Here is a 17,658-nt window from a genome sequence, read left to right as displayed (position 1 = left end):
TGTGGCGTCTCCAACGGCTTTCTCATCGGTTTGTCCTACGTTCATCTCTTCCTTCGATCTAACCCTTCATCGCGGAAGAGTCAAGATGCTTCATCCGGGCGGTGGACTGCTTCCGGAGCTGCTCCGAGAAGAAATGGCCCCATACGGAGACCAGGATGAGCACTACCGCAATAAGCACAGACAGAGCCAGCGGCGATAAGGAGCCGGCGAGAAGGGACAGCAGCAGGAGCACCAGGGAACCGGCTAAGTAGGGAGCCGGAACCACACCGGACACAATGTACATGAATAAGGCATTGCCCAGCAGGAACAGCCCGGGGCCCCCAAGAAGCACCAAGGCTGTCATAGCCTCGGTGTGGCCCGACGGATGGGCGAGCAGTAGTTCGCCTGCCACCGCAGTGACAATGATGCCTGCAACGAGCAGCAGGTGGGTATAGGTATACGCCGACCGCGCTAGTCTCCCCGGGTCGGACGAGTGGGCAATGAAATCATGCCCGGTCTTCGAGGTCGCATCGAAGTAGATCCACCACAAGGCGACCGTGATCACGAACGCCGAGACGAAGGCCGCCATCGTGGTGAGACTCCAGGCGGTATCGGCGAACGTGGCGCCGATCAGCAGGATGGACTCACCGAGCGCGATGATAATGAACAGCCCGCAGCGTTCCGCCATGTGGGAGCCTTCCACATCCCACACCGAAGTGGGAGTTCTGCCAAGACGCGGAACCCAGAATCCGAGAGAAGGGGCGGCATACTCGAGAACGATCGCCGCAATCCATAAGGCCAGCCGGTCCGTGCCCTCGGCTATTCCTCCTGCGATCCAGAAGACGCCCGATCCACTCAGCCATACCAGAATACGGATAAAGTTAATCCGGAGCTCCTTCAGATCTCGGCGGAGCATCCATACGGTATACGCGGTCCGGCCTACTTGGAAGAGCGTATACGCGGCGGCAAAGTAAAGTCCGGTCGACCCGAATGCCTCAGGTATGGAGGCGGACATAATGAGTCCGAGCAGCATCAGCACGATAAGCATCAGCCGAATCTGCCGCATCTCGGCATTGAACCAATTGATAACCCAGGCCGTAAAGATCCAAACCCACCATACGGCCATCGTCAGCAGCACCAGCTCGATGGCTCCCCCGAGCGATAAATGACCCAGGAACGAATGGGAGAGCTGGGTGACGGCGAAGACGAAGATCAGATCGAAGAACAATTCGATAAAAGAAACCTTCCCCGAGTCGCTGTTCCCCCTGCCGCGTAACAGGCCCGCTTGCGAAGGCGGCTTCATTTTCATTTTCCTCCTTATGTTCAAAATCAATGGCATCGCCGCCCATGACGGACGGTGCGAATTACTATATAAGATAACAGAATGGAGTCCCGGTGAGAATGAAATTCTTTCATTACAAAAAGGACAGCCCAAACCTCAGGACTGTCCTTGACCCGCGTTCTTATTGTCCTTCATGCCCGCCGAACATCGTATGCGCGTAGAAGACGCCGGCGCCGTAAGCACCGCTGTGCTGAAGGGCAATATCCATCACCGCATCATACGTGTCCTGTCTTGCCCAGTCGCGCTGATACTCGAGAAGAACCGACTGCCAGGTCACCGGAATCGCTCCCGCTTGAATCATCCGTTGAATGGACGTCTGATGGGCTTCATCGGTTGTTCCCGCGGATGCGTCGGTCACAATATACACCTCGTAGCCTTCCTTCAGAGCGGCAATCGTCGGGAATGCGAGGCAAACCTCGGTCCACAGGGCCGCCATGACCAGCTTCTTACGGCCTGTGCTTTTGACGGCAGCCACAAAGTTCTCGTCTTCCCAGGAGTTCATGCTTGTCCGGTCGATCGGCTTATACTCTGGAAACACTTCTTGAATGTGCGGGTGAATCGGGCCCGAGAAGGTTTCAGCCGCAACCGTAGTAAGGATAATGGGGGCTTGGAAGACCTTTGCCGTTTTGACCAGACCGACCGCATTATTGATAATGGTCTGCCGGTCGGCGCTCTGCACCCCGAATAACATCTGAGGCTGGTGATCGATAAGAATAATCGCAGAATTCTCCGCCGTGAGCAAATCAAGCTTGTCATTAAACATCTTGAATCTCCCTACTTTCATGTTTAGGTATGCTGGATTACAACAGTTCTGGAGCGGCTGCCCATGAACGAACGGCTGTTGTATGTACCCATAATATGTAAATCACCCCCAGCAAACAATCCGCATTTTTCTATACGTTCCATAGATGATACTTATACGTTTTGAGACCTGGGGCCGCTCTTCTCCCGGGAGAACACATTAGGATTTCCTATGCATGGTATAGTCACAGCTTTATTGATGGGATAGGCACTTCAGGATAAAATGCATGGTAATCGTCCGGCATCACCCCTGGGTGGGGGTGGAACCTGGGTCATGAAAACGGGATATAGGGGGGACAACGTCGATGTGGGGTTCCATGCTGCTTGCTTTAGCCACCGGTCTTATTATCGGAGTTATTTTTCAGTCGCTTAAAATTCCGTCACCCGCACCGCCATTCTTGGGCTTACTCGGCCTTCTGGGCATGTTTCTGGGACAAAATGCCGTACCGTGGATCAAAACGCTGCTGAACCACTAGTCCTCATCGGGATGGAACCAAATTGACCTTATAAGGAGAGTCGCAAGAATGAATCATGAATCAAACGCAGTTCAGGCCGATCTCTTGATCTTCAATGCCAAAATCGTAACGATGGATGAAGCCAATCCGACGGCTGAAGCGGTGGCTGTCAAAGACGGCCGTATTGCAGCGGTTGGGAGCGACGCCGATATCATGCGCTTCAAAGGCCCGGCGACCCGTGTGGTGGACGGCAATCAGCGTCTGCTCATTCCGGGGCTGAACGACTCCCATATTCATCTCATCCGGGGAGGATTGAACTATAACCTGGAGCTCCGCTGGGACGGCGTTCCGTCGGTTGCGGACGCGCTGCGGATGCTGAAGCAGCAGGTGGACCGTACGCCTGCGCCTCATTGGGTCCGGGTCGTAGGCGGATGGACAGAGTTTCAATTCAAAGAGCGCCGGATGCCTACCCTGGAGGAGATCAACCGGATCGCCCCCCATACGCCGGTGTTCATTCTGAATTTGTATCGTCAAGCGTTCTTGAACCAGGCGGCTCTGCGGGTGGTCGGCTATACGAAGGACAGCCCGAACCCGCCGGGGGGAGAGATTCAGCGCGACAGCAGCGGGAATCCGACCGGGATGCTCATTGCGCGCCCCAACGCAACGATTCTGTACGCCACGCTTGCCAAAGGCCCCAGACTTTCGTATGAAGACCAAATGAACTCCACCCGGCTGTTCATGCGGGAGCTGAACCGGTTCGGGCTGACCAGCGTCATTGATGCCGGCGGCGGGTTCCAGAACTATCCGGATGACTATCAAGTCTTTGCGGAGCTCGACAAACGCGGGGAGATTACCGTCCGGACGGCATACAATCTCTTCACACAGCATCCGAACCACGAGCTGGAGGACTTTCAGTCGTGGACGTCCACGACACAGCCTTATACAGGCAGTCCGTACTACCGGCATAACGGTGCAGGAGAGATGCTGGTCTACAGCGCGGCGGACTTTGAAGATTTCGTCGAGCCCCGTCCGGAGCTGCCCGCCGTATTGGAGGATGAGCTGTACTCCGTGACGCATCACCTGGTTCAGAAGCGCTGGCCGTTCCGTCTGCATGCGACGTACGGCGAATCAATCTCCCGCTTCCTGGACGTGTTCGAGCGCGTCAATAAGGACATTGCGTTCAAGGATCTGCGGTGGATCCTCGATCACGCCGAAACCATTCACGAAAGGGACTTGGAACGTGTCGTCGCGCTGGGCGGCTCCATTGCCGTGCAGAACCGCATGGCCTTCCAAGGGGAATATTTCGTGGACCGGTACGGGGCCGAAGCCGCAGAACAAACGCCGCCGATCAAGAAGATGCTGACGGCAGGCCTGCATGTAGGTGTGGGAACGGACGCTACGAGGGTGGCCAGTTATAACCCCTGGGTGGCGTTATATTGGCTCGTCACCGGCAGGACGCTGGGCGGGCTCCGGCTGTATCCCAAATCGAACCGGGTGGACCGCCACCAGGCTCTTCGCATGTATACGGCAGGCAATGCCTGGTTCTCGAAGGAAGAAGACGTGAAGGGTCAAATCAAAGCGGGGCAGTATGCGGACCTGTCGATACTGACGGACGACTTCTTCCAAGTGGCGGAAGAAGAGATCAAGCGGATCGAGTCCGTATTGACTGTCGTAGGCGGCAGGATCGTCTATGGCTCGCGGGAATTCGCGAAGCTGTCGCCGCCGGCACCTAAGGCCAGTCCCGATTGGGCGCCGCACAATTTCTTCGGCGGCTATTACAGCGAGCCCGCGTACGGAGGAGGCAGTCCGGGGCATCAGGCGCCGGAGCCTCACAGGCTTCACCACCGGGGCTGCAGCCACCATCATGGCAGCGGGTTCTGCGACCTTGATTGCTTTGTATTCTAAACCCCAGAGGAGACGGTCTTATGTCCGATATTACGATTAAAGTCATTGACAATGGTCCGCTTTGCATTACCGGCCGAGTCGAATTAACGGATGCCGAAGGCAGCCGGTTTGAAACCAAAGAAACCTTTATCCTATGCCGATGCGGGCTATCCGGCAAAAAGCCGTTCTGCGACATGACGCACAGAGGAAAATTTGAAAGCACGCCTCGCGCCTAAACCGCCCGGCTCGTGCATGCTGAGGCCAACCAGGCTTACTGGTTGGCTTTCTGCGTATCCTTTTCACGCTCCCCCTGCTCCCTGCGGGCAGGCTTCTTAAAGCAAAAAACTCACATCCATCGCGTGCCGAAACACAACGAAGGATGTGAGCCAGGTAGTAAATGAGTAAAACCAAACCTACATCTGATTAGTTCGGGCATGAACACCCGGCTGCGGTTGTCCTTCCAATCGGATGAAGAAAGGGACGGCCATGCTTACACAGAGCAGTAAAGCCAGCACGAGAAATGCGGGCAAATGCCCCGCCTGATCCACAAGGTAGATCGAGAGAATCGGCCCTAGGGAGGCGCCTATGAACAGCATGAACATGTGAAAGGAAACGGCAATCGCCCGAATTTCTCCAGCCAGGTGGCCTATTAACGAGATTAATGCGGGCAGGGTGACCGCAATCCCTGTAATGAATACAACGCTCATGAGGATCAGAAAGACAAGATTGTGCCACAACCCTAATAGACCAAGACCAACGGCCGCAATGAGCAGTCCGGACCACACGGTGTTCTTCATCCCGATGCGGGCAACCACTTTGCCATCGAAGGGAGAGACCAGCATGCCGATGATCCCCACCGCGCGGATCCATAAGATCTCCTGGTGGCTTAACCCGAACAGCGGGCTGCTCAAGTAGCTCCCCAAGGTTGTAAAGAAGCCTACGAGCGATGTGAACAGGGTAGCCGATATGATGTAGCACAGGGGCAGGCTCTTCTGGCTGAATATCGCGCTCATGCGGCGAAAAGGGGCAAAGAAGCTGCCGACGGCTGCATGGACCGGATCACGGGGCACCAGGAGAGCAACGAGGACAAACGAAACCAAGTACCCGGCGCTCAAAATATAAAATACGTACGGCCAACTGAACTGAAGAACCACCCAGGAGCTGTAGAGCTGCCCTGCAATGCTGGCCATCAGGAATGCCGTGCTGATAAAGCCGATAATCCCTACTTTTCTGCGAGCCGGGAACATCTCCATAGCGTACGCGAGTACCGAAGGAGGGAACATTGAGGCCGCCAGCCCCTGAATCGCCCGCAGGGCAATGAGCCAGGAGAGGTCGGTGGCCGTACCGATCAGTGGAGTGATCAGCGTGAGCATCAGCAGCCCGGACAGCATCATTTTCTTCCGCCCGAATCGGTCCGACAGGACGCCGAAGAACAATCCGCCGCCCGCAAAAGCGAACGAAAATGCGCTTCCCGCCCAAGCTGCCTCGGATGGGGCCGCCTGAAATGAATCCGCGAAGAGCGGTACCAGGGGAATCGTCAAAAAAACCGATGAGACAACAAGCAGGGAGCACCAGAATAAAATCCCCGTGAGAACAGAGTAGTTCGGGGAGCCGGACAAGGATTCGTCAGCCAAAATAAACCTCCTACATATTTAATTTGGTGGAGCGGAACGATGAGTATCCCCATCTTATTCGTTCCCCCGGCGCAGGATCAATAGAGGCCTTTCTATACTTCTTATTCAATTTCCCTATAACGGCCTTACATTTATATACAATAAAGAAGCGCTATGCTATTCTAGGTTTTGCCAAAAACCGAAGGGAGTTTTATATTCATGTCGACACAGCTGCTAGGGGTACTGAATACCCAAATTGCGAACTGGACGCTCTTGTTCACCAAGCTCCACAATTATCACTGGTATGTGAAAGGCCCGCAGTTTTTCACGCTTCACCTGAAGTTTGAGGAGCTGTACACCGAGGCTGCTCTGCATGTAGACAATCTCGCGGAGCGTCTGCTTGCGCTGGGCGGCAGTCCTGTAGCCACCCTGCGTGAAGTTCTGGAGCTCTCGGCCGTGAAGGACGCCCGGGGACAAGAAACCGCCGAGGAGATGGTCCGCTCGATTGTAGAGGACTTCGGCCTTGTGGTTGCGCAGCTGAAGGAAGGCATGAGCCTGGCTGCAGCCGAGGGGGACGAGACGACGGGGGACATGCTGCTTGCCATCCACAGCTCCCTCGAGAAACACGTATGGATGCTGCGCTCGTTCCTCGGCTGAAATGGGGAGCAGTAGGCTCTGCTCATTTGTATGGCTGAGCCGGAAGCCGGGGGGCCTGGGGATCGTCTCTCCGGGCTTCTTCTTTTTCGGAATCAAGCTGAAGGTATAGATGATTCTTATCCCTCCTATAGGGAAAATGGCATTGTTCCCCGTCTCCCTTACGAACTATGATGAGAACAGCATGACAGAAACCGCCAGAGTCGAATTCAAAGCAGCGTTTACCCATCGCTGAGCAAGTCAAGGATAAGAAGATCGCGGAATAACCGACCGGAGTCGGATAAGAAGCCTGATCCGATCGGAGGCAGGCCTGTCACCAGTATAAGCAGGGGAGAGATCGTCATGTCTTTACAAACGGCTGGGATTCATCATATTACGGCATTTGCAAGAAACCCGCAGGAGAACGTCGATTTCTATGCAGGCGTTCTCGGACTGCGGCTCGTCAAGAAGACCGTGAACTTTGACGCGCCGGAAGTGTACCATCTCTACTTCGGCGATCACGCGGGGCATCCCGGAACGATCATCACCTTCTTCCCATGGCCGACTTCCCGCAAGGGCCGGGTCGGTGGAGGTCAAGTCGGCATCACCACGTATGTCGTGCCTGTCGGTTCCCTTCCGTTTTGGGAGGCGCGTCTTAAGCACTTCGGCATTTCGGTCATGAAGGCCGAAAGATTCAATGAACAGTACCTTCAATTCAATGACAATGAAGGGCTGCGGCTCGAGCTGGTGGAACGCGAAGCCGGCCCGAAGAGCGAATGGGTATTCGGCGGAATCACAGCCGACCAGGCGATCAAGGGCTTCGGCGGGGCGGTGCTGTTCAGCACGAACGCGGAGAGTACGGCTTCGGTACTTGAATATGTGCTGGGATTGAAGAAGGTCGGGCAAGACGTAGGGTACAGCCGCTTCCAGGCGGCCGGTGACATCGGCAATCTCATTGACGTGCCCCTCACCGATGTCGAACGGGGCGCTGAAGGGGCTGGAACGGTCCACCATATCGCATGGAGGGCCAAGGACTTCGAAGAACACGAGCAGTGGCAGCAGGAGGTATTCAGCGCCGGGTTTATCCCGACCGACCTGATTGACCGCCAGTATTTCCATGCGCTGTACTTCCGGGAGAAGGGCGGGATTCTCTTCGAGATCGCCACCGATCCCCCTGGATTTGCTAATGATGAAGATCCCGATGCGCTCGGGCAGAAGCTGATGCTCCCGTCATGGTTTGAGGATCGAAGGGAAGCCATCGAAGCGAACCTGCAGCCGGTCCAGGTCCGGGAGTTAGAGGCAAAGTCCTCATGAAGCACTACTTTGAGCGCGGCCTGGATTCCAAAGCCCCTGTTCTTGTGCTCTTCCATGGAACCGGCGGGTCGGAACGTGATCTGGTGCCGCTCGCCAAGCTGATCTCGCCGGAATCGACCATTCTGAGTCTCCGGGGGAATGTGACGGAGAACGGCATGCCCCGTTTCTTCCGGCGCCTGGCCGAAGGCGTGTTCGATGAAGAAGATCTGGTCTACCGCACGAACGAGGTGCATACCTTTTTGGATCGGTCTGCTGAAGAATATGGCCTCGCCAGGGACAATTTCGTCGCGCTCGGCTATTCTAACGGGGCCAACATCATAGGAAGTGTGCTTATTCATTACGGTCGATCGTTTAGAGGAGCGATCCTGCACCATCCCATGGTTCCGCTGCGGGGAAGGGAACTGCCGGAGCTCACCCGCGTCCCGGTGTTCATCGGGGCGGGTACGAACGACCCGTTCAGCCCGGCCCGGGAGACGGAGGAGCTGCGAGACCTGCTGGCCGGGGCAGGAGCGGACGTGGAAGTGCACTGGGAACGATACGGTCACCAGCTGACGGATCCCGAAGTTATGGCGGCCCAAGCGTGGTACAGCAGGCAGTTCGCTGCCACGCAGCAGTAACCCAGGTACACAAAGAGAAGAGACGGAGGAGAGCTCATGAGCAATATCGCGATATTCGGCTTTGGACGCATCGGAAGACAGCTGCTGCGGGTGGCGCTGCAGAATGATCTGTTCGTCCCGGTATCCATCTCGGACATTAAAGACGAAGGCACACTCGCCGCTTTGTTCGAGGTCGATACCAACTACAAACGCTGGCACGAACCCGTATCCGGGGAGGAAGGCTCCCTCCGGATCGGCGGCCGGACGATCCGGTTCATCAATTCCTCCAAGGAAGTTCCGGACTGGCAAGCCCTTGGGGTGAGTTTGGTCATCGACTGCACGGGAAGAGCCGTGACACGGGCTGTCGCTCAAACCCATCTGAACCGCGGAGCCCGGCGTGTTCTCGTCAGCGGGCCCAGCAAAACGCTGGAGGACTGCGATGCCGTCCTGCTGAAGGGAATCAATCTGGACTCCTTCGACCCGGAGAAGCACAAGATCATCAGCATGGCCAGCTGCACGACGAATGCTTTGGCACCTGTCGTCAAATTGATCAAGGAACATTATGGCATTCAATACGGCTTGTTCTCGACCGTCCATTCCTACACGAATACGCAGTCGTTAACGGATCAGCCGATGAAGGACCGGCGGGATTCCTGGGCCGCCGCCGAGAATATCATTCCTTCTTCCTCGGGAGCAGCCAAAGCCCTGAAGTTCATCTGGAACGATCTGCAAATCACCGGCAAGGCGTATCGGATTCCCACCCGTACAGGAAGCATAGCGGAGCTGAATCTCGTTACGGACAAACCTTGCACGGCCGAAGAGGTCAACGATCTGTTCCGCCGATCCGCTGCGGAAGGGGAGCTGAAGGGTGTGCTCGACGTGCTCGAAGGCGAGTGGGCCTCCTCCCGTATCGTAGGCGATTCCCATTCCTCGATCATCGATCTGCCGCTGACCCAAAAGCAGGGAGAGATCTTATCCGTTGCCGCCTGGTATGACAATGAGTGGGGCTACGCATCACGCCTGGCGGAAGTGGCCGCTTATTTGGCTGCAAAGTAAATAGAGAGGAGAAGGGCTATCGCTTCGGTTGATTGTTCCATGGGCCGGAGCCGATAGTCCTTCTATTCTAAGGGTTAGGAGGGAGGAGTTGACAATTGTCTTGATATCATGTATCTTTAATTAAAGACATAATACAATGCACTCGGGTATCCCATTTCCCACCAATACAGAATGAGGTGAAGACGATGACGATGATTCCGTTTCTTGACCGAATCAACGAACTGAGCAGAAAAGACCGCAGCGAAGGTTTGACAGCTGCCGAGAAAGCCGAACGGACGGTGCTGCGGCAGGATTATTTGCGGTTGATCCGCGGGCAGGTAGCCACGACCATGCTGGGCATCTCTGTCGTGGATGCGGAGGGCAATGATGTCACTCCTTCGAAGCTGATCGAAGTGAAGACACGTCTGAACCCATGACGGATAAAGAGACGAAAGGCCGCGGAGATCGCGGCTTTTCTTGCGTTTTGAGGGGCGTTCCGGCCGCTGCCCATGATTAACGAAACCTTCAAATCCTACATAAGATGGAAGTACCATCGGAGTGCCGTCATGAAGAGGCTTTTCGGTTTAGATCGCCAAGGGAAAAGAGTACAAAATAGGGGCACAGAGGCCTGGGTATAAAAAGCTTATATCATAGGTATTAATAATGTTTTGTTGACTCGCCGATATAAACTACTGTATTTTCATATATGTGTGACAAAACAAAGGCAGCTGTCGAAATGCTGCGCTTCGGCGCGGCAGTTCTTGTCGAACGGCTTATAACTATCATATACTAGTAAATAAATAGATTTAGTTTTCCAGCAGGAGTGCTTACACCTTTTCTACAAATCTTGAGGTATAAGGAAGGTTAACATGAGCAATCGACAAACGAAAACAGACGTGATCTTAATTGGTGCCGGAATCATGAGCGCAACATTGGGCACGCTGCTCAAAGAATTGGTTCCGGACTGGAAAATTACAGTGTTTGAGAAGCTGCCCACCTCCGGTGAAGAAAGCTCCAACGAATGGAACAATGCAGGTACGGGGCACGCGGCATTATGCGAGTTGAACTATACGACCGAAAAACCGGACGGTTCCATGGACATCAGCAAAGCGGTCAAAGTAAATGAAGAGTTTCAGGTTTCCATGCAGTTTTGGTCTTATCTGGTGAAAAGCAAATTGATTCGCAATCCACAGGACTTTATCATGCCGCTGCCGCACATCAGCTTTGTCCAAGGGGCGAAGGATGTCACGTATTTGAAGAAGCGGTTTGAAGCCATGTCCGCCAATCCGCTGTTCCAAGGCATGGAGTTCTCCGATGACCCGGCGAAACTCGCGGAGTGGATGCCTCTCATGATGAAAGAACGGAATTCGCAGGAACCTATTGCGGCAACCAAAGTAGACTCTGGAACAGATGTCAACTTTGGCGCTTTGACACGTACACTGTTTGCCCATCTCAAGAGTAAGAATGTCGCGATCCAGCACAACCATCAGGTGGATGATATCAAACGCGCAAGCGACGGATCCTGGGAATTGAAAGTAAGAAACGTGAGCAGCGGCTCCGTTGAACGGCATACCGCCAAATTCGTCTTTATCGGCGGCGGCGGAGGCAGCCTGCATCTGCTGCAGAAATCCGGTATCCCCGAAGGGAAAAGCATTGGCGGGTTCCCGGTAAGCGGCCTGTTCATGGTATGTAAGAATCCGGAGGTTGTAGAGCAGCATCATGCCAAAGTGTACGGCAAAGCGAAAGTCGGTGCTCCTCCGATGTCCGTTCCGCATCTGGACACCCGTTTTATCGATAACAAAAAGTCGCTGCTCTTTGGACCGTTTGCCGGCTTCTCGCCCAAATTCTTAAAAACCGGTTCCATGCTGGATCTGGTAACATCCGTCAAACCGCATAATCTCACTACGATGCTCGCGGCGGGCGCTAAGAATATGGCATTGACCAAATACCTGATCAAACAAGTGATGCTGTCGAAAGAAGAGCGGATGGAAGAGCTGCGTGAGTTCATTCCGAATGCCAAAAGCCAGGATTGGGATCTGCTTGTAGCAGGACAGCGCGTGCAGATTATCAAAGATACGGCGGCCGGCAAAGGAACGCTGCAATTCGGTACGGAAGTGATCAATGCCGCCGACGGTTCGATTGCCGCACTGCTCGGCGCTTCTCCAGGTGCATCCACAGCGGTCTCCGTTATGCTGGAGGTCATCAACAAGTGCTTCCCGCAGCAGATCAAAGCCTGGGAGCCAAAACTCAAAGAAATGATTCCTTCTTATGGCGTATCGCTGCTCAAAAAACCGGAGATGATCCACGAGATTCACACGACCACGTCGCGGACACTCGGTTTGAGTGAAGATCAGCCGGTAGAAAGAGCACGCCGCACTGTATCTTAAAGTAAGTGAAATATTTCATTTGACCAAAGCCTTGCCGGCCAGGGACAGGGATTCGCATTCATGCGAATCCCTTTTTTATGTTCCCACCCCTGCATGGGGACAAGCTTCACTGCCGCGGCGCGCCCGATATCCGTTAGCCTGTCCCATTCCGTGGAATTTCATTAGATAGCCGTTCCATCAGCTATCCCATTTGGGATATAGCCCCGGTGGGCGTGGAAGCTTATCCTAATTCTATATAGCAGCAATTACAAAAAAGGGAGACGAATTATGTTTCGAATGGTTAGGCGGGACTTGTCGGCCGTACTCCAACGGGACCCGGCGGCAAGGCATGTGATCGAGGTGATCCTGTGTTATCCGGGGCCATGCTGGCCATGAACCGGGCGATGGAGGATGCGGGGCTCGGGCCAGCCGACATCTCGTATATCTCCGCCCACGGCACGGGGACACGCGCCAATGATTCCACCGAATCGGCCGCCGTCCGCCGGACCTTCGGCCCTCTGGCGGAGACCCTCCCCGTAAGCTCGATCAAATCGATGCTCGGCCATACGATGGGCGCCGCCAGCGCGATCGAGGCGGTCGCCTGCGCACTGGCCGTCCATAACGGGGTCATTCCGCCCACGATGAATGTGCAGACCCCTGATCCGGACTGCCTGCCCAATACGGTGGCGGGCCAGGCACAAACCATGCCGGTGGCGGTGGCCATGAGCAATGCCTTCGCCTTCGGAGGCAATATCTCGACAATCCTGCTGGGAGGTGCTCCCGAATGAACAAGGGGACAGATCAAGTGGTCGTGACGGGGATCGGTACCGTTTCTTCCTTTGGCGTTAGCAGCGATTCCTTGTGGGACGCGATTCAAAGCGGCCGGTACCATTCCGGCGATCCGGACGCAGAGAGCGGGCACCGCACGATCCGCGTGCCCCAGGATGATTTGGTGCCCATTCTCGGCACCAAAGGCCTGCGGTTCGTTCACGGCGCCTCCCGCTTTCTGCTCGCCGCAGCGGATGTGGCGGCGGAGGAAGCGGGTCTGACGGGTGATGCAGTGGACCCCGACCGGCTCGGCATCGTGGTGGGCAGTAACTACGCGAATCTGCATACAGCCGATCTGTACGACCGGACGCTGCTGACGGAAGGCCCGCGAGCGGTATCGGCCATGGAAGCACCGAATCTGCTGGTCAATGCGCCGGCCGCCCTGCTGGGCATCCGGCTGCAGGCAAGAGCGTGCAATACGACCATATCCACCGGAGCGTGCGCGGGACTCGACGCTCTCGGCTATGCGATGACCCTCCTGCGCCGGGGCAAAGCGGACTGTATCCTCGTCGGCGGCACGGAGGAAGTAAGCCGGCAGCTGCTCGGCATCTACACGATGGCCGGGGCCCTGCCTGCCGCTCCTACCGATGAGACCGGCAGGCCCTTCGACGCCTCCAGCCAAGGGATTACTCCGGGCGAGGGGGCCGTAGCGGTCGTGCTGGAACGCCGTTCCTTCGCGGAGGCGCGCGGGGCCCGGATCCAGGCGCAGCTCGCGTCCTGGACGTCCGGCTGCGCTGCGGGCCGCTCAGCGGCCAAGCGGGAGATGAGCTTGACCCGGGTCATCGGCGAGGCGCTCGACAAGGCCGAGGCCCATCCAAGCGAAGTCGGCCTCGTAGTCTCCGGTGCCAGCGGCCAGGCTTCCCTGGACGGCCCGGAGTCCGAGGCGCTGCAATCGGTCTTCGGCGGCTGGCGGACACCCATCACCGCCGTCAAAGGGGTGACCGGCGAGACCGCCGGTGCCGGCGGCTTGTTCCAGCTTTTCGCCGCCGTGCGTTCGCAGGTATCCGGAATCGTACCGGCCACTGCCGGGGCAAGGGTGACCGTCCCCGCCCAGTCGCCGCTCGGTCTCTCGATTCAGCCGGTACGGAGGGAGAGCGGGGAACGCAAGCCCGCCCTGCTGACCGCGCAGGATATGTCGGGAACCGTCAGCGCGGTGGTGATCCGCTAACCGGCCTTAGAAGAGCGGAAGGGAATGACGTCATGGCGGTGCGGGAAGACAAGAAAGAACGTATTATCGAGAAGGCCGTGGCGATCTTTGCCGAGAACGGCTATTACAAGACGACGACCGGTCAGGTCGCCAAAGCGGCCGGGGTGACGCAGCCGTATGTGTTTCATTTTTTTGCGAACAAGGAAGAGCTGTTCAAGACGGTCATCGGCAGAGCCTGCTTCCGGATCAATGAAGCGTTCGCCGAAGTAGAGGAAACGCCCGAACGCCTGAAGCATGCGATGGGCTGTGTCTTCAGCCGGGTCATGAGCGCGCACCGCAGTGAGATTCTGCTCGCAATGCAGGCCCATGCGATTGCCGAGCCGGAGATCCGGAAGCATGTCAAGGGGCAGTACCGGATGATCCATGAGACGGTAATCCAGAAGTTCAGGGAAGCGGGCGTCGATCAGGCCGAGGCGGAAGCCAGCCGCTTCGTGGGAGTCGGCTTCCTGATCGCCATCTCGGACGTCATGGAGATGCCGGAGCTGAGCGGTTTCTATGATTCGGAGGAAGAAGAGAAATCCTGCGCGATGAAAGCCGAATCGGACGGCAGGAGCGGAGTCTGTGTATAGCTCATGGATAGGGAAGGGGGGCGGGCCCGCATACGGCTGCTCCTCTTTTTGATATGACAAACTGTTCGCTAAGGAATGATCAGCAGAAAGCCGGTTATCTAAGTCCAGATGACCGGCTTTTTGTGTCAGGCATCCATTCTTAGAGCTATAATGAAAGCTTGATCGAATGAAATGCGCTCTTCGCGATTTTTTATTAGGGATGAACACATCATTTATTTTAGACAAAGTAATAAATTCAAAATAGTACCTTGACTGTAACAGTAATATGTCTTATCATGCAAGTATGGAGGTGATTGAATGAGTGAGAACAAGATCACATCCGACCTGCTGCGCGGACATACGGATACGATGATTCTGCGGCTCTTGTCCGAAGCGGACCGTTACGGTTACGAGATTGTCAAGCTGATTGCCGAGCGTTCGGGCGGCGAGTATGAACTAAAGGAAGCCACGATGTACTCCAGCTTCCGGCGGCTGGAGGCAGACGGCGACATCGAGTGGTATTGGGGCGATGAATCGCAGGGCGGACGCCGCAAATATTTTCGGATTACCGAAAGGGGCAAGAATACATACGCCCGGAACAAAAGCAACTGGGAGTATGCCAAACGCGTGCTTGAAAACTTATTGTAGGGGGCTTTGGTATGAATGAGAGATTGAACAGCTATTTAAACCGTGTGTTCGCACCTTACGACGGGATCAAAAGCGCCGCCGAATTAAAGGCCGACCTGCTCTCCGATCTGCAGGAGCGGTTCCGTGAACTCAAAGCCGAAGGCAAGGACGATGAAACTGCATTTGAGATGACCATTGACAGCATCGGAGACATTGAGCAGACGGTGCGGGAGGTCGCTAACCTATCCCGCTCGCTGGAACGGCAGGTGGTGACGAACTTTAGCGGGAGCAACCTGTCGAAAAGCGACTTTGCGGGCGTTACCGCGCATAAGGGGAAATTTACATCCAGCGCGCTGCGAGGCTCCGACTTCACGAACGCTGACTTGACCGGCAGCTCGTTTGCCAGCAGCGACGTGCGGGATGCCCGCTTCGACGGCGCAAACCTGACCGACTGTAACCTGTCCGCCCTTGACCTTGCGAATGCGAGCTTCAACCAATCCATCCTTGTGCGCACCAACTTCAGCAAGTCGTCGCTGGCCGGAACCAAATTCCTGGGCGTCAACCTGACCGACGTTAACCTGACTGCGACCGATCTCAGAAAAACCGTCTTTGAACACTGTATTTTTGACGGGGTGGACTTCACCAATACCGATTTGACCGGGCTGCGTCTTGACGGCCAAACCTTCATCGGCGTCAAGTTCGACAAAGCGGCGTTGAACGAAGCTTCGTTTAAGGGAGCGACGCTTAAGAATGTGTCTTTCCAAGGGGCCCTGTTGTCCAAGAAGTATTACCGCGCCATCAAAAGCGTCAGCTTTGACGGTGCGTTCATGGATAAGCTGACCTATGCCGCGCTGAATGGCATGGAGGCCGATTTGTCCAAGGTTACCGTTCGATAAGGAGGAACACCTAATGGAACAGAGTCCAGCGGGACAAAGCAGCGGCGGCTTCTCCGAAGCAGGGCTGCGCAGAATGCGCGATGTACTGGCACGGCACGTCGAGTCCGGGAAGATTCCTGGGCTCGTCGCCCTGATCAGCCGGAACAGCGAGACGTACGTCGAAGCGCTCGGCACGATGTGCCATGACGGCGGCGCGCCGATGCGCCGGGACACGATCTTCCGGATGGCGTCCACTTCCAAGCCGGTCGCGGTCGCGCCGGTGATGATCCTGCTCGACGAGTGCAGGCTGCGGCTTGACGACCCCGTAGAGACGTGGCTGCCCGAACTCGCCGACCGGCGGGTGCTGAAGCGGATCGACGGCCCGCTCGACGATACCGTTCCCGCGCGGCGGCCGATCACCGTACGGGACCTGCTGACCTCCACGTTCGGACTCGGCATGGATATGACGTTGCTGGGCACTCCGATCATGGGCGCGATCTTCGAGCAGGGGCTCACGCCCAATCTGCCGGAGCCGATGCCGGGGCCGGATGAGTGGATGCGCCGCCTTGGCACGCTTCCGCTGATGCACCAGCCCGGAGAGCGCTGGCAGTACCACATCAGCAGCGATCTGCTGGGCGTGCTCGTCGCCAGGGTTACGGGCCAGCCATTCGAGACATTCCTGCGCGAACGCATCCTCGACCCCCTGGGCATGAAGGACACCGGCTTCCACGTGCCCGCCGACAAGATCGACCGGCTGCCGCCCCTCTATGCCCCCGACCCGCAGACCGGAGAATTCATCGTGTGGGACGAAGCCAAAGGGGGACGCCACAGCCAGCCTCCCGCGTTCCAGAGCGGCGGGGGCGGTCTTTCCTCCACCGTCGACGACTACCACGCTTACTTCCAGATGCTGCTGAATCACGGAATGCACGGGAGGGAACGGATCCTATCCCGGCCAGCCGTCCAGCTGATGACCACGAGCCGCCTCACGCCCGAGCAGCAAGCCGCTCGACACGCCATGGCCAGCAGCAACGTCCATGTGTCATTCGGCCAAGGGCAGCAAGGCGGCTGGGGCTTCGGGATGGCGGTGCGCACCTACCGCGGGGACTACGCGTCCATCGGCCAGTTCGGCTGGGACGGCGGGAGCGGCACCTCGACCTACGCCGACCCGGACAACCAGCTCATCGGCATCCTGCTCACCCAGGTCGGGATGTCCACTCCGGATTCAGCGCGGCTGATCCACGACTTCTGGACCACCGTCTACCAGGCCATCGAAGACTGACAGGGCCGGCCTTTGTTGATCGATTAAAAAAAGGCCGGTGAATTTTCTCGGCCTTTTTGGAGATGAACCAAGATGTGACGCGAAAGCTTTTAGGCTTCAGGTGCATTCGCTCCAATTGGTTGGAATATCGGAAGCCGCTCTCTAGACCCAATGCATCCTTCAGGCCATTCGTTCTATAGCGGTACGGAGAACCGTACCCTGTGTAACGGCAAGTTTGAACCCTGCAGGGGCACGGCTGACTTTAGAACATAGTAATCGCGTTCCCTTTTGTACGCT

The 17,658-nt window shown here is 56.4% G+C and carries 19 protein-coding genes; 16 read left to right on the top strand and 3 right to left on the bottom strand.

The window, feature by feature from the left end; translation table 11 throughout:
• Nucleotides 1–58 precede the first annotated feature (58 nt).
• Both ACP26L_RS19000 and ACP26L_RS18995 read right to left on the bottom strand, forming a co-directional pair.
• Nucleotides 59–1,282, bottom strand: a complete 1,224-nt coding sequence (locus ACP26L_RS19000; RefSeq protein WP_426445415.1) for a low temperature requirement protein A — start codon at nucleotides 1,280–1,282, stop codon at nucleotides 59–61.
• Between the two features lie 160 nt (nucleotides 1,283–1,442).
• A complete protein-coding gene (locus ACP26L_RS18995; protein WP_426454999.1) occupies nucleotides 1,443–2,084 on the bottom strand; it encodes a hydrolase in 642 nt (213 codons plus the stop codon).
• 343 nt (nucleotides 2,085–2,427) lie between these two features.
• Between ACP26L_RS18995 and ACP26L_RS18990 the strand changes: the two genes are divergently transcribed.
• The 3 genes from ACP26L_RS18990 to ACP26L_RS18980 are packed head-to-tail and all read left to right on the top strand — an operon-like array spanning nucleotide 2,428 to nucleotide 4,697.
• Nucleotides 2,428–2,598: a DUF1427 family protein gene (locus tag ACP26L_RS18990; RefSeq protein WP_426445413.1), complete on the top strand. Its 171-nt coding sequence runs from the start codon at nucleotides 2,428–2,430 to the stop codon at nucleotides 2,596–2,598.
• 48 nt (nucleotides 2,599–2,646) lie between these two features.
• The gene (locus ACP26L_RS18985) at nucleotides 2,647–4,482 is read left to right on the top strand and encodes an amidohydrolase (RefSeq protein ID WP_426445411.1); all 1,836 of its coding nucleotides are present in this window, start codon (nucleotides 2,647–2,649) and stop codon (nucleotides 4,480–4,482) included.
• A 20-nt stretch (nucleotides 4,483–4,502) separates the two neighbouring features.
• Nucleotides 4,503–4,697: a CDGSH iron-sulfur domain-containing protein gene (locus ACP26L_RS18980; RefSeq protein ID WP_426445409.1), complete on the top strand. Its 195-nt coding sequence runs from the start codon at nucleotides 4,503–4,505 to the stop codon at nucleotides 4,695–4,697.
• A 177-nt stretch (nucleotides 4,698–4,874) separates the two neighbouring features.
• Here ACP26L_RS18980 and ACP26L_RS18975 read toward each other — a convergent pair whose 3' ends face one another.
• Entirely contained in the window at nucleotides 4,875–6,095 is a 1,221-nt protein-coding gene (locus tag ACP26L_RS18975; protein WP_426445407.1) for an MFS transporter, read from the bottom strand.
• Nucleotides 6,096–6,293: 198 nt separating this feature from the next.
• On the opposite strand from ACP26L_RS18975, the gene ACP26L_RS18970 reads away from it, so the two are divergent.
• The 13 genes from ACP26L_RS18970 to ACP26L_RS18910 all read left to right on the top strand — a co-directional run bounded on the left by ACP26L_RS18970 (nucleotide 6,294) and on the right by ACP26L_RS18910 (nucleotide 17,382).
• Nucleotides 6,294–6,731: a Dps family protein gene (locus ACP26L_RS18970; RefSeq protein ID WP_426445405.1), complete on the top strand. Its 438-nt coding sequence runs from the start codon at nucleotides 6,294–6,296 to the stop codon at nucleotides 6,729–6,731.
• A gap of 339 nt (nucleotides 6,732–7,070) precedes the next feature.
• Nucleotides 7,071–8,021: a ring-cleaving dioxygenase gene (locus tag ACP26L_RS18965; protein ID WP_426445403.1), complete on the top strand. Its 951-nt coding sequence runs from the start codon at nucleotides 7,071–7,073 to the stop codon at nucleotides 8,019–8,021.
• Nucleotides 8,018–8,638 carry an alpha/beta hydrolase gene (locus ACP26L_RS18960; protein ID WP_426445401.1) on the top strand — a complete coding sequence of 207 codons (621 nt, stop codon included), beginning with the start codon at nucleotides 8,018–8,020 and terminating at the stop codon, nucleotides 8,636–8,638. The genes ACP26L_RS18965 and ACP26L_RS18960 overlap by 4 nt, the downstream gene beginning before the upstream one ends.
• 36 nt (nucleotides 8,639–8,674) lie before the next feature.
• Nucleotides 8,675–9,673 carry a type I glyceraldehyde-3-phosphate dehydrogenase gene (locus ACP26L_RS18955; RefSeq protein WP_426445399.1) on the top strand — a complete coding sequence of 333 codons (999 nt, stop codon included), beginning with the start codon at nucleotides 8,675–8,677 and terminating at the stop codon, nucleotides 9,671–9,673.
• A gap of 185 nt (nucleotides 9,674–9,858) precedes the next feature.
• Entirely contained in the window at nucleotides 9,859–10,089 is a 231-nt protein-coding gene (locus tag ACP26L_RS18950) for a DUF896 domain-containing protein (RefSeq protein ID WP_426445397.1), read from the top strand.
• Nucleotides 10,090–10,521: 432 nt separating this feature from the next.
• The gene (locus ACP26L_RS18945; protein ID WP_426445396.1) at nucleotides 10,522–12,039 is read left to right on the top strand and encodes a malate:quinone oxidoreductase; all 1,518 of its coding nucleotides are present in this window, start codon (nucleotides 10,522–10,524) and stop codon (nucleotides 12,037–12,039) included.
• Between the two features lie 267 nt (nucleotides 12,040–12,306).
• Nucleotides 12,307–12,414, top strand: coding sequence for a serine O-acetyltransferase (locus ACP26L_RS18940; RefSeq protein WP_426445394.1), 108 nt, complete (start codon nucleotides 12,307–12,309; stop codon nucleotides 12,412–12,414).
• Complete coding sequence (locus ACP26L_RS18935; RefSeq protein ID WP_426445392.1) at nucleotides 12,402–12,806, top strand: hypothetical protein; 405 nt, start codon at nucleotides 12,402–12,404, stop codon at nucleotides 12,804–12,806. Before ACP26L_RS18940 ends, ACP26L_RS18935 begins: the two co-directional genes overlap by 13 nt.
• Entirely contained in the window at nucleotides 12,803–14,014 is a 1,212-nt protein-coding gene (locus ACP26L_RS18930) for a beta-ketoacyl synthase N-terminal-like domain-containing protein (RefSeq protein WP_426445390.1), read from the top strand. The genes ACP26L_RS18935 and ACP26L_RS18930 overlap by 4 nt, the downstream gene beginning before the upstream one ends.
• A gap of 32 nt (nucleotides 14,015–14,046) precedes the next feature.
• Nucleotides 14,047–14,622, top strand: coding sequence for a TetR/AcrR family transcriptional regulator (locus ACP26L_RS18925; protein WP_426445389.1), 576 nt, complete (start codon nucleotides 14,047–14,049; stop codon nucleotides 14,620–14,622).
• Nucleotides 14,623–14,919: 297 nt separating this feature from the next.
• A complete protein-coding gene (locus ACP26L_RS18920) occupies nucleotides 14,920–15,249 on the top strand; it encodes a PadR family transcriptional regulator (RefSeq protein WP_426445387.1) in 330 nt (109 codons plus the stop codon).
• 11 nt (nucleotides 15,250–15,260) lie between these two features.
• Nucleotides 15,261–16,124, top strand: coding sequence for a pentapeptide repeat-containing protein (locus ACP26L_RS18915; RefSeq protein ID WP_426445385.1), 864 nt, complete (start codon nucleotides 15,261–15,263; stop codon nucleotides 16,122–16,124).
• Between the two features lie 13 nt (nucleotides 16,125–16,137).
• Nucleotides 16,138–17,382 (top strand): serine hydrolase domain-containing protein, encoded by a 1,245-nt coding sequence (locus ACP26L_RS18910; protein WP_426445383.1) that lies wholly within the window; start codon nucleotides 16,138–16,140, stop codon nucleotides 17,380–17,382.
• The last annotated feature ends 276 nt before the right edge of the window (nucleotides 17,383–17,658 follow it).

It is taken from the genome of Paenibacillus sp. S-38, from assembly GCF_049942825.1.
In the GTDB taxonomy this organism is placed as follows: Bacteria; Bacillota; Bacilli; order Paenibacillales; family NBRC-103111; genus Paenibacillus_G.
This window is presented reverse-complemented; position numbering and strand designations above follow the sequence as displayed.